We start from the raw sequence: 362 nt of genomic DNA, 5'->3' as shown, positions 1-362 counted from the left end.
ATGCCGGATCACGTTTGGCGGGCGCCGACCAGGCCATCTGTGCCATGGGCGTGAGGGTGACGGTGGGGTTGACGCTGTTGACGCGAATCCCGAAGCGGCCCCATTCCGCGCATTGCACGCGGGTGATGGCGTCCAGTGCGGCCTTGGAGGCGCAGTAGCCGAGGTGATCGTCCAGCGCCACGAGTGAGGCTTGGCTTGAGACGTTGACGATGCTGCCGGGAATCTTCGCTTCAATCATCGCCGCAGCGATACGGCTGGCGACCTGGGCCGCGGCGCGGGCGTTGACGTTCATCACCTGGTCGAAGGCTTCGGCGCTGATGGCCGCGGCGGGTTCCAGGCGGGAAATGCCGGCGCAGTTGACC

Annotated in this window: 1 protein-coding gene; it reads right to left on the bottom strand. The window is 66.6% G+C overall.

Annotated elements, in window-relative coordinates:
- Positions 1–362: SDR family NAD(P)-dependent oxidoreductase (locus tag HX846_RS38315; RefSeq protein WP_178967592.1), on the bottom strand; the 362-nt coding region annotated here is incomplete at both ends.

It is taken from the genome of Pseudomonas sp. K5002 (genome assembly GCF_013386655.1).
Classification (GTDB): domain Bacteria; phylum Pseudomonadota; class Gammaproteobacteria; order Pseudomonadales; family Pseudomonadaceae; genus Aquipseudomonas.
Note: the sequence above shows the minus strand (reverse complement) of the source record. Positions and strands in the feature narration are given on the sequence as shown.